At 58.3% G+C, this 11872-nt stretch carries 9 protein-coding genes; 8 read left to right on the top strand and 1 reads right to left on the bottom strand.

Translation table 11 applies throughout. From position 1 onward, the window contains the following. The first annotated feature begins 363 nt into the window (after positions 1–363). Positions 364–1266, top strand: coding sequence for a hypothetical protein (locus HMPREF2757_RS03835; RefSeq protein ID WP_141750163.1), 903 nt, complete (start codon positions 364–366; stop codon positions 1264–1266). A 131-nt stretch (positions 1267–1397) separates the two neighbouring features. Here HMPREF2757_RS03835 and HMPREF2757_RS03830 read toward each other — a convergent pair whose 3' ends face one another. Continuing rightward, entirely contained in the window at positions 1398–2078 is a 681-nt protein-coding gene (locus HMPREF2757_RS03830) for a response regulator (RefSeq protein ID WP_083274360.1), read from the bottom strand. A 537-nt stretch (positions 2079–2615) separates the two neighbouring features. On the opposite strand from HMPREF2757_RS03830, the gene HMPREF2757_RS03825 reads away from it, so the two are divergent. The 7 genes from HMPREF2757_RS03825 (at position 2616) to HMPREF2757_RS12085 (ending at position 10978) form a co-directional block, all read left to right on the top strand. Further along, entirely contained in the window at positions 2616–3122 is a 507-nt protein-coding gene (locus HMPREF2757_RS03825; RefSeq protein ID WP_070424729.1) for a hypothetical protein, read from the top strand. Positions 3123–3261: 139 nt separating this feature from the next. Continuing rightward, positions 3262–5256: a sensor histidine kinase gene (locus HMPREF2757_RS03820; RefSeq protein ID WP_141750160.1), complete on the top strand. Its 1995-nt coding sequence runs from the start codon at positions 3262–3264 to the stop codon at positions 5254–5256. 264 nt (positions 5257–5520) lie between these two features. Next, positions 5521–6303 (top strand): ABC transporter ATP-binding protein, encoded by a 783-nt coding sequence (locus tag HMPREF2757_RS03815; protein WP_070424727.1) that lies wholly within the window; start codon positions 5521–5523, stop codon positions 6301–6303. A gap of 57 nt (positions 6304–6360) precedes the next feature. Continuing rightward, positions 6361–7722, top strand: coding sequence for an FtsX-like permease family protein (locus HMPREF2757_RS03810; protein WP_070573540.1), 1362 nt, complete (start codon positions 6361–6363; stop codon positions 7720–7722). 885 nt (positions 7723–8607) lie between these two features. Continuing rightward, a complete protein-coding gene (locus HMPREF2757_RS12175; RefSeq protein WP_176745717.1) occupies positions 8608–8715 on the top strand; it encodes an ATP-binding cassette domain-containing protein in 108 nt (35 codons plus the stop codon). Continuing rightward, a complete protein-coding gene (locus HMPREF2757_RS03805) occupies positions 8712–10085 on the top strand; it encodes an ATP-binding cassette domain-containing protein (RefSeq protein ID WP_070573538.1) in 1374 nt (457 codons plus the stop codon). Before HMPREF2757_RS12175 ends, HMPREF2757_RS03805 begins: the two co-directional genes overlap by 4 nt. Positions 10086–10114: 29 nt before the next feature. Continuing rightward, complete coding sequence (locus tag HMPREF2757_RS12085; RefSeq protein WP_256278261.1) at positions 10115–10978, top strand: roadblock/LC7 domain-containing protein; 864 nt, start codon at positions 10115–10117, stop codon at positions 10976–10978. Positions 10979–11872 lie beyond the last annotated feature (894 nt).

Raw genomic sequence — 11872 nt, 5'->3', positions numbered from 1 at the left:
TACCTAAGGTAGGAACTAAACCCAGGACGCTTCATCTTTCCCACATCAAGACCAAACCAAACCGCATACCCAACATCCATGACAGTCCCCCTTGACCATCGAAGAAACGGCCGCGGGAATAGTCACGACACCCGATGCTGGCACCCACGTTACGACGAGACCTCAACAGTGTTGGGCCAAGCCCCTATCAGCAGTCAACGCGCGCCCTGGACTCCTGGCGACAACACCCCCCGGATCATCAATGACAGGGAAAGAAAGCCATACCAGGACCAGCGACCAGATCCCTTTCAGGACCTACAAAAAATATAGGGGCACCCCCCTGCACGAACCGCTCATACCTTGCTCATCAAGCATCTCCAGAGCATGAAAGTTCCCGACGTCGACGAGCTCACGAAGAGAATGACTCTTTTCGCTTCCCGCCCGCGACCGTATCTGCCTGATGAATCATTCGGACAACTATATGCGGGACTGCCTGAACAGGACGTCGAATGGAGCTGGATCAACCCAAACAGAGCGCTCCTCAAGGAACCTGGGACACAGTCGTTCATTCATGACGCAAGCGACCGCGCGTACTACGATCATCAATCCGAACGTGGCCGCTCCCCTGACCGCATCACCGGTATCGCAGAATTTGCTCAACGTATCGCCAATGAGCGTGGCGAAGAACGTGGTCTTCAAGAATTGCTCGGAATCGGTTCGGACGGTTCGATCATTAACGATAGATTCTTACGAATCAATGTTGACGGCTACGAATCGCCACTCGGCGACATATTCCGCATCAACGGCAACGGCAACCACCGCCTTGCCGCACTCGCCGCGCTAGAGGTCCCGTGCGTCCCGGCGGAAGTTGAGTGGCGTCGTGGACCATTCAGCACAACCCCGTGCCGAATTGATGAAGACTGCGACGAACGAATCGCCTACCGGACACTTCTCCACGCTTTTGGAGTCGCCTCTTACATCGACCCCACCAACTTCACCGAAAACTACTCCGGAATAGTCACCAAAGACTGGCCATACCTCATCGATGACCCTGACTCTGCGGTGGAATCCCTGTCAGCGTTGGAAGCGCTCTCCGGGGAGACCTACACATCATCAATTGGCCGACTACCGCGTCACCTGTTCAATGACCCTGACAATCTCATCGCAGCTGGCAATCACCTCGTTCAAACGCTCTCCGGAGTGGAGTCAGACTTCGACTCGACGACACTCATGCAACGATCAACCAACGATTCCGGGTTCATTGGCCGCTTCTTCAAACGCCGTTGAAGTCCTCACCCGTTCGTGTCAGGGCTACGCGGCCATGCGAGTCAGCATCACCGTCGCCACTCATGAACTTCACTGCATCAGACCTGCGGTGAGCTCACCTGCCGCTGCCTAGGCCCTTGGGCGTATGGAACCTAGTCGTCGCTCGAAGGTAGTTCAAACGGGTCAATGAGGCCCAACTGGATGGAACGAACGACAATGCTCGTCCGGGAACGCGTTTGAAGCTTACGTCCAACATTGAGCAAGTACTGCTTGACTGACCCTTCAGAGACGAACATTCTCGCCCCAATCTGCTGATTCGTCAGTCCTTGCGCCACCCACACCAGCAACTCTTCCTCACGCTCTGTCAATCCAACGTCAGCTGGCTTCGCAGATAGGCCAGTACGTTCCTCGGCCACTACTTCTACCAGTTCGCGCCGGACCCTCCCCGAGAGCGGCATGTCTCCGTTCATTGCCTGTCGAATTCCAGCCAGCAGACCCGGCCCACCAACATCTTTAAGTAAATATCCGGCCGCTCCAGCTTGCAGTGCACGAACGATGTAATCGCTGGTTCCGAAAGTTGTCATCGCCAGAACGCAGGCGTCCGGCCATTTCCGGCAAATCTCCGCGGTCGCTTCGATGCCGGCGATTCCCGGCATCTGAAGATCCATGAGGGCCAGGTCAGGAGACAGACGACCGTATGCCTCGATTCCTTCAGCACCTTCGCGAGCTTCGCCAACGATGTCGAAGCCGTCTTGGTTGTCGAAGAAGGCTCTGTAGGAGGCACGGACAAGCGGGTCGTCGTCGACTACCAGTATCTCAATTGATTGCGACACATGAATAGATTCTAGCCGATGTAGTGAACCGAATTTCAGATTGGAATTTTTTTGGTTCAGGAATGGCCGAATAGCCATACGCCCCTGGCCGGTTGTCAATGGTGCAGACAGCACTCTGTCGACCAAGCTGACTACTACACAACCGAAACCTCAGAAAGTGAAGATCATGAAGCACTGCGCGGTGACTACTGTTGGAATAGTGCTGGCATTGGGAAGCATTCTCGGCCCCGTAGCAACCGAGGCGCATGCATCGGAAGTCACTTCGCTGGAACCTCAGAGTTTGTTCTGCAAAATTCTTCCGCTCTGCAGGTGACTTCCCCTCATCAGCCGCGGCCTCAACTCGCGACACTGCCACACGTGGCCTTCCCTGCACCAAACACATCCCCTCATCATCAACGACAGAAAATAGGCCAGGAGGCCGACACATGATGGGTAGCGATGGTCGTCTCGCAATCATGAGAGAACTCCACGACACGGTGACACATTGCTTGTCGACAGTGGCCCTTCAGGTGATGGTCGCTGAGACTCAGCCCTCGGGTGCTCATAGAAATTCGGCGCCTCACCCAAGAGGCGTTGACTGCATTGGGACTCGTCGAAAAGTTGTTACGGTCAGTTGACGCTCCAGCCCCACATTTGAATACCTCGGCCCTGTGGCTGCTGACCGTCGCTGCGAGTGAGAAGAAGGTGACATTAGACCGTCATCGTACCAAGGTGCATGTGGCGGTGCCTCGTGAGGCTGACCGACTCGACATCATTTCTCGCTACGTCCTCGTGCTTACTATCAATCTGGCCTTGGACCACGTCGAGCGTCATCTGCCGATTGATGATCCGCCTCAAGTGGTTACCGACATTTCTTCGTCCATGATCCGGTTTTCATTCCAGAACGGTTCGGCGTCTACCCTGGCTCAGCTCCCGCCACCACCGCATGCGTTCATCTCCCAGCTGAAGGCCCGCGCGGATCTCGTAGGGGGCAGGCTACATGTCGAATTGGACCCGGACGGGCAGCATTGGAGATTAATCTTGACTCTGCCTCGCAACGAGTGATCAAGCAACGTATCTTTCTGACCACGACTTTTGGTCTACGTCCGTGATCCCGTTACGGTCGAAATGGGTCGGCTAAACTTGATCCACAAGAGTAGTTAGTCGAGGAAGCCCTCGACCAACGCAAGACGGTGATGGGGCATTGCGCGACCAACTCAACGGCAAGACAGGTAGCGTGCTCTCCGGCGTCGGCAACGGAGTACGCATCGCGGCCCTCGGCGTCTGTGTACTTGAAGTCGCCGGTACCCTCGTCGGCAGCGGACTCGGTCCAGACTCCACCGGCGTCAGACTGGTCCCGTTGACATTCTTTCAGTGCATTCTCGTAGTGTCTGCGGCTGCCGCGCTCCTGTGGCGCAAACATTGGCTTGGCGGAGTACTTGTTGCTCTATCAACCGTGTTAGCCCTGACCGTTCAATCCATCGGTAGTGACCACCTGTTGTGGCTACTTGTCGGTGTCATCGCCGGGTTGCGCGGGGGTTGGATGATGCGCATCGGCTGCTTCGTCTGCGGTGCCTTAGTAGGGTTCCTCGCCGCGTGGGAGACATCAACTGCTCATCCCGGATGGGGTTTCGAAGTCGGAGTCTTCCTCATTGTTCTTGTGGCATTGGGGCTCCTCATGGGTTCCGTTGCTGAAGTCTCCTTCCGTGTGATCGAGCGGTCGCGACACCATGCTCGGGCTCTCGAGCAAGAGGCGGAACACATTCGCCGGACCGAACGGCTGCGGCTCGCTGATGACCTGCAAGCCCTCTTAGAGCTCGGGCTTAGGAAACTCCAGAAGCTGTCAGCTCAGCCCACCGACCGCCCACTCGTAGAGCTTCGCGCCATGCTCACGAGCCTTGACCAAACGAGTCGTGACCTACTCGGACAGACACGACATCTCCTCCACGCATTACGCGACACTACGAGCGTTGAGTCCCGAGCCACCAGTCTCTCCGAAGAGACGCTTAAACGACTAGCACCGGCAATGCGTATTGGCTTGGAGGTTCTCGCCATCGCGATGGGGCTACTTGGTCCCGTCATCGGCGGGTTCACTTCGGCGTCGTTGGTCCAAGTCACTGCCTGCACCGCAGTCGCGGTGACTCTTTGGCGAAAGCCTCTGGGTATTGCTCTCTGCCTCGTCTGTCTCGCAACAGCAGTCTTTATAGTCACGATAGATCAACCTGTTGGCTTCTGGAGCGCACTACCGACCGCAGTCATCTGCCTCATCGTGGCGCGGCAGCACCCCAAACTGCTCATTCCGACAATGATGGCGGTCGCGGGGCTGGTCACTTTCTTCGTCTCTTATGCTCTTGGCGGCCAGGATTCAGCAACCAACGGTGACGGCCATGGATGGTTCCACGGGTATGCCGCTATTGCCGGTGTCCTCATCGGAATCAGTTGGCGCGCCCTCACCGAAGAAGAAGCGAATGCAGAATCGTCCGTAGCGTTGGCATCGAAATCACGCGACAGTGCAATTACTCAGGAACGCCAGACCTTGGCCCGGGAACTCCACGACGTTGTTGCCCACCAGTTATCGATCACCACGATGATGATCATGGCCAGTTCTGCCTCAGACGAATGCACAGTACTCATTGGTGTGATCGAAAAGCTGCGCCGCAATATCGACTCAGCGCGCCTCGAACTTGATGCTCTCCTCCACGGGCTCCGGTCAGCGCAGGCAACCGGTCCGCTGGTGACGCCTTCGCGGATGGCACAGCAGCTGCGTGTAGAACTTGTCGACGCTGGATTTGACGTGCATTTGGACCTCGATCCGGCTGCGGATGATCTGAATCAGGCACAGATCAAGACCGCGGTGAGAACCATGCAAGAAGCTACCAGCAACATCCTCCGGTACGCCCCAATCGCAACGTCTTGCGACTTCCGCCTCCACGTCGATGAAGTTCAAGCATCCCTAAAAATAACGAGTGCACTATCACGACGGCCTCGACGAAGTGAGCTGTCCAATGGAATGGGTTTGCGTGGCATCCGTGAACGCGTCGACTTACTCAGTGGCACCTTTCACGCTGGCCCCCACCACGAACAGTGGCTGTTGTCAGTTCAACTCCCCCACAGCAAACCTGTGCCCTCCGCGCACGGCCCCGCGTTGGCCGTTGCTCAGCAAGCCGTGCTTACACAGGATTCGTCGCCGCACGAGTAGCTGACTCTTACCGAATAATTACAACTGATCACGGCCCACACGCGGCATGGAGTTCACGGTGCTACTGCTCCGTCTCGACATGATCGAGGTTTCAACGCTTTCGCGATGTTTGGCAGGTCGTCGATGCCGACCTAACTTTCGCCCACTCTTCCTCAAGATCCATTGTCGCCACCGGTGACCGCTGATAACTCTTAAATCACCCGATGTCGAAGCCTCTAACTAGGCGAACGTCGTCAACTATGGAAGAAGCAAGAGACGAATACCATGACACACGCCCCGCAACTCAATAGCACTCCCAGAACCGCCACTGGGCCTGCTATTGAAGCCCAAAGCCTGTCCAAATCGTTCACAGTCGACGGCCGCGATCTGCCCATATTGCACGAAATATCATTACAGATCGACTCCAACGAACTCGTCGCGATCATGGGCCCTTCAGGTTCAGGGAAATCAACCCTCATGTACTGCCTAGCTGGACTAGACCACCCCAGCAGTGGTCAGGTTCGGCTCAACGGCATGGATCTCGGAACCCAGTCCAGAACAGCTCTGGCGAAAATGCGCCGCGGCAACGTTGGATTCGTCTTCCAGTCCTACAACCTCATACCTACGTTGACTGCCTACGAGAACGTGGCATTGCCCTACCTGCTGGAAGGCCGCAAACCACCTCGCGAACAGCTCCTGACGGTGATGGACGAGGTTGGACTCGGACACCGAGTGGATGCTCAGCCTCCCTCGATGTCTGGTGGTGAACAGCAACGCACAGCTTTGGCCCGTGTCCTGGCGCTAGCTCCGGAGATTGTCTTCGCCGATGAGCCAACCGGTGCGCTCGACAGCAGGTCGGGAGAACTGGTACTGACGAAACTCAACGAAGTTGCTCGCAAACCGGGGCGTACCGTCCTCATCGTCACTCACGACCCGGCTGTGGCTGCACGCTGTGACCGGGTAATGTTCCTCGGGGACGGGCACCTCGTCGACGAGATTCGCCCCAACACAGCCGCCCAGGTCGCCGACACTCTTGCCCAGCTGACCAGCAAACGTCGGGAGGGATGACTCATGTGGCATCTCCAGCTCGCCGAGCTCCGGGGCTCCTGGTCGACCTGGATAGGTGTGAGCCTGGCGTTCGTTGCAACCAATTTCGCACTCGTTCTCTCGGTGCTGACAATGGTGGCGGGAATCCGGTTCATGCAAGTCCAAGACCTTGACCCACTGGACTCCGCAGCTTTCGTCATCACCCCTGCACAGAATCTACTGTTCTGCATTGCCGTGGGCATCGTTGTCATCGGTACCGCCACCAATATGGCACTCAATGCACGCAGGGGTGCCTTGGCGAGGCTCTCCCTCAACGGTGCGACTCCCCCGCAGATCGTAGGAACCGTCGTCGTTCAGCTCGTCGTTGTCAGTCTCGTCAGCTCCCTAATCGGTTCACTTCTTGCCGTGGCGGCCCTGCGGCCAGCTCTGAATTTCCTCGCTTTCGAACGTACCCAGGCCGGAACATCTATGCCGGTACCTGATCCGGTGTACTCGTTGTGGCCGATCCTTGCCACAACACTCGGCGCTATCGCAGTAGCAGTTCTCGGCGGGATTCGACACGCCATCCGCAGCAGCAAGATCGCTCCGGTGGAAGCCGTTCGAGAACACACGGCTGACGGGCTCACAATTCGTATGACGGTCGGACGCAGCATTACCACTGGTCTCGTCGCCCTTGTCCTCATCGCTGCATATTCTTCGATCGCCGCGTTCACGTCCGAACCCAACTCTGAGACCGTCAGTAACTTGATTCTGCTGAGCATGACTGTGCTCGTCATCTTCGCCGTGTTGCTGGCACTACTCGCACCAATTCTCATTGGACCTCTGACTAAAGCCTGGGTGCGCCTGCTGCCGTTGCCCTTCGCGAGTTGGCAATTGGCCCGACGCACCGTCAGCGCGCGTGCCCGCCGGTTAACACGGTCAGTGGTCCCGGTGATGATGACGATCGGCCTCCTCCTGGGAATGCTCGCAATCTGGGGGTCACTAGAGGCCACGCTCATCGCCAATGGGTACGACATTGAAATCACCGCCAGCGGGCCAGCATCTCTGCTGGTATTCCTCGGCCTTCCGCTGATGATCTCTCTGGCCGACGGAGTGGGTTCGCTGATCATGATGTCCCGGCAACGTGACGCGGAATTGGCTCTCATCGGAATCGTGGGCGCGACACCCCGGCAACGCATCTTCGTCCCGCTTCTCGAAGCCGTCATCATTACGGTTACTGCCACTCTGCTGGGCATGGTGATGGCTGCAGGCGCCCTCGCCGTCGTGGCAGTTGGACTCCCATCAGCCGGTATGACTTACGCATTCGTTCCACCGATGGCAACCCTCACCGCGACAATCCTCGCCGTTCTCGTCATCACCATCAGCGCAACAGTGCTGCCAACGCTTCAAGCCCTGCGCAAAGTGGAACCGCTGGTGATTGCTCGACTCGTTGCAGATTGACTTGACGCCGCATAAGGCCTGGCATCACTATCCGAACAGAGCAAAGTCGCCCCCACCCTTTGCTGGAGGGGGCGACTCTATTCGTATTCAGCGATGCCATAAATATTCATGCCGAACTGCTGCTTCGGCATTGAGTTAGCTCCGAACCGAAAGTACGAACTAGGAAACGTATCGTCACTAGGGTCTGAGCCCGAAGGAAACCTCAAAGTTATACGGCCCTCGGCACTAGGCGACAAAGAGCTAGAAGCCCAGTGGAGGTGAGGGGCTGACCGCGTGACCGGAGGCCACTGAATTTCCGAATCAAGTCCCGACACACACCTCAAGATACCCGGCTGCGGCTAGTTCGCACATGCAATGCGGTGTCGCACGCGATGCGACTGCAGATGAACGAAGAATCGTGCTAGCTTGCCAGCGTCGAGAATCAGGCGAGGGCGACAGCAACACGGTCGTGTCCTTTCACGAAGGCGATGAGTTCACCACCACCTCGAGTCGGAACGAGCGCCTCGATCCTGCCGTACATTTGACCCGCAAGACGCGAGCGGCTCTCCGCAATACCCGAAATAATTGCGCATGAATGCCAAAATGATCACCTGCATTTCCGCATTCGAAACCGATTGACACACGACTCCCTTTCCGAAAACAGGTATGAGCGCGATCGTTCGGCATCGTTGAGACAGAGGCGAATGACCGCTATGAGAGGCGACAAAGAAGTCCGCAAGCTGCCAACAGAGGGGCCTGGGAGCCCGGAATTCACCGCCAAGACTCCCATTGACGTTCTGGTAACATAACTGGTAGATTGACTCGTCGGATCAACCGACCGAAACCCGAGACCGTCATGCAGGTGCGCTGCCCGCAGAAGCGATGCTTTCTGCCCGCAATCTGAGCGTGAGTTACGGCTCCCGCACAGCGCTGGACTCCTTCACCTTCACCCTCTACCGCGGGGAGATTCTGGGCGTAGTCGGAACCAACGGCGCCGGCAAGTCGACCCGATGAAGGTACTCTCAGGTGAGATCAAACCCGACTCTGGTTCGATCACATTGGCCGGAGAGATCTACGCTCCCGACAGCATCGATGAGGCACGAGCCATCGGCGTCGGCTATGTTCCGCAGCGCATCCGCATTGACGAGGACATGTCTGTGGCCGAAGCGATCTTCCGCACCTCGTTCCGGTCCACCCTTGATCTGAAGGCGAAGGAATCCGAAGCCGACCATCTGCTCACCGACTACGGGGTGGACATCAACCCCACCGATCGGCTTAACGATCTGGTTCCGGCTGAGCTGGCCACCGTGGAGATCCTGCGTCTGGCCTGCGAAGAGACGATGGTCATCCTCCTCGACGAGGTCTCTGCAAGCTTCAACGATCATGAGATTTCCCTGTTCCACGCACTGGCTTCCCGGCTCGCGAGGCAGGGACGGTCGGTCATTCACATCTCTCACCGGATCGACGAGCTTCAGTCCCTGTCTGACCGCATCGCTGTCATCCGCGACGGGGCAATGCACCGCATGCTCGTGCCCCGAGAGACCAAACGAGCGGCGCTGATTGAAGAAATCTTCGGAGAGCCGGTCGCTCGACAGCACCGTCCGAAAGAACCCAAGACCGGTGCCGAGCTGATGCGCCTCGACGGAGTCACCCGTGCGGGCTCGCTCGCCCCAACCTCGCTGTCGATCTATACCGGTGAGGTCGTCGGGATCACCGGACTGCGCTGCTCAGGCGTCACCGAGCTCGCGACGATCATCGGCGGCGCTGCCCGCCCCGACTCGGGCACGCTGACCTTCAATGGAATCCAACATGAGTTCGCCGACGTTGACGAAGCCCTCGGCGCCGGCATCGTCAACATTGCTGAAGACGACGAAGACGCGCTCCCTGAACAGGCCACACTGACGAGCTCGGTGATCGGGGATGAGGCCTCGCCGGAACAGTCCTTCGCGTCCGAGGCGCGCCGCCTCGGCGAGGTTATCCGACTGGTCAAGACCTTGGGCGTAAAGACGTCAAGCATACACGACAGGATCGGAGAACTCTCCGGGGGCGACCAGCAGAAGATCAAGCTCGCGAGCGCGCTTCGAAAGCCGGGCGTTCTCTTCGTACTCAACCAGCCAACCAAGGGCGTGGACGAGCGATCCCGACAGCAAATCTACGAACTCATCGATCAGCTCACCGAGGCGGGCAGCGGAGTCGTCCTCATCTCATCCGATATGACCGAGTTGACAAGCCGCTGCCACCGAATCGCGATCATGCGCGAAGGTTCACTTGTCGATGTCTATCCGAATGAGTCCCTGAACGAGGACAGCATCATGGTCCTCGCCCTCGGATACGACTGGTCGGATGCCGGAGACAGCGAACTGGTCGGCAAAGGCAATCACTAAGACCACCACAAGTGTCGGAAAGGACCCGCTTGCACTTAAGATTCTGGCGATCCGCACGGGGCGACGACGTCGCATCGGTTCCGACCGACGAGGCTCTCGACCACGGTCAGGACCGCCCATCCGGACACGATGCCGACACCGCACGGTTGCCAATCATCCCTGACGCACCGTTCACCACACCCGAATTCGCCGTGGCCAGCCCCGCCTTCGCAATGACCGAGCCCGACCCAGCTGAAGTCGCCCTCTCCTCGGCGGTCGCCCCCGAGGCAGAGGCTCTCCGGATCCGCGCCAACGCACCGCCACGCAGCACCCCATCCCACAGGAGGAAGGCGAACATCGCCATTCCAATGGGCGAAAAGCGCAGCGATCCCGACCTCGCTCCACCCCCGCGCCGCGAAACGTCGGATTCCCTCCCCGGAAACCTCCCGCACACCGAGGCCGGCCCGGCTCCCACCGGGCCGCACCTCATCACGCAGGCCACCCAGGCCGCAGAATCAGAAGAGAAGAAAGAAGAGACAACACACATGTCGAAGATTGAATCAGCCATCAACGATCTCCTCGCCATCGACGGCGCCAGCGGTGCCGCGATTGTCGACATCTCCTCCGGAATGGCGCTCGGAACGGGCGGCAGTCCCGGATTCGACCTCACCGTCGCCGCCGCCGGCAACTCGAACGTCATCCGCGCGAAGCTCGCCACGATGACCGATATTGGCATCAACGAGCGCATCGAGGACATTATGATCACGCTCGAGAACCAATACCACCTCATCAACGTGCTCAACACCACCGACACCGACGGGCTCTTCATCTACCTCGTGCTCGATAGGAAAAAGGCCAACCTGGCCCTCGCCCGCCACAAACTCAACCGGATCTCTTCCGCCGTCTCAGTCTGACCCGACGACTTCGCTCTTATCTGAAGCGCCCCCCTCCTGAGTATGACGGCAGCCGATGTGCTCGGCATCTCCGCCGTTCAAGTGGTCTTGCGCGCCCACGTGAGCGAGCCCGAAGACTGAGGCGGGTGGCGCCGGGATACGCCGAGACGCTGCAGACGTCTCGTTACATTCGTCGTGAAGGAGCAGCTGGGGTCTTCGCCTCGTAGCGGGCCCCAGCTTGGACCATCGCCAACAGCACGTTGTGCCGGCGACGAGCCGGACACATCACTGCAGCAATGTGGAGTTTGCCCTCATATCGTTCTCTGTCTCAATAGGCCTTTTGGAAAGCGTTGCGATTTGAGGCCACGCAGGCCGAGGGGAACAACGCGTTCTTCAACCGATTGTTGCCTGCTCGCGAAGGGAACGCTTTCGCCTCAATGTCCCTGACCACCGCGCCACAGGGGCAAACTCGGCAAACGCGGACAAATGACCTGCAAACTGGAACACGCTGAACGCACCGACCGCCAGGAGCAACTGCGACGGGGTCGTAACGCCGACTACCAGCCCGGACGTTCACTCCTGACGAAGATGGAACGAATCAGCCAAACCCACAGTTTCAGCCTCAATCTCGTTGCGTTCAGCCTTCAAGGCTCTCATCTCGGCTCAAGACGCGACACCACTGACTGCGACACCTACCTACCCGTCACGTCCACGTTCATGGCCTTTTCGGCCGGAGCGTCGAAGAGCGCATCAATCAGAATCGAGGGGTCGTCGCGGGCCTGGTCCAACCACCGCTTCACTCCCGACTTTCCCGCCGCACACAGACCAACTGGACTCCGGTACCGATTCAGTGGAGCTAACACGATGCTCCTGGACAGCACTGAAGCGTCCTGGGTTTAGTTCCGCTTCTATTAC

The sequence above is a fragment of the Brevibacterium sp. HMSC063G07 genome, from assembly GCF_001810665.1.
Taxonomy (GTDB): domain Bacteria; phylum Actinomycetota; class Actinomycetes; order Actinomycetales; family Brevibacteriaceae; genus Brevibacterium.
Note: the sequence above shows the minus strand (reverse complement) of the source record. Positions and strands in the feature narration are given on the sequence as shown.